General features: G+C 72.3%; 1 pseudogene. It reads right to left on the bottom strand.

Annotation, left to right across the window (positions count from 1 at the left end):
• Positions 1-278 (bottom strand): annotated as a pseudogene (locus SB719_RS19765) (hypothetical protein); the annotation flags it as partial.

Here is a 278-nt window from a genome sequence, read left to right as displayed (position 1 = left end):
CAGGCGCGTTGTGCGTCGCAGCAATCGGCACCGGGCCGCGTGGAATGCGCAGCGGATCGAACGCATCGTGTGCTGCGCGCAGCAGACCGTCGACATCGTAAGAGGAGGCGAGCGCGGCCTGCGGCTGGCCCAGGGCCTGCCACGCCGCGCGCAGGGCGGGCAGCGGATGCCCCGGATCCAGCGCGGGCGCCTGGTCCGTTTTGGAGAGCTTGTGTCCCTGCGCATCGACGAGCAGCGGCAGGTGCGCATAGCGCGGCGTCGGCAGCGCCAGGCGTTGC

Origin of the sequence: Pantoea sp. SIMBA_079, assembly GCF_046940275.1 — a bacterium.
Lineage (GTDB): Bacteria > Pseudomonadota > Gammaproteobacteria > Enterobacterales > Enterobacteriaceae > Pantoea > Pantoea borealis.
The sequence above is the reverse complement of the archived record's forward strand: the minus strand, read 5'-3'. Positions and strand labels throughout refer to the sequence as shown.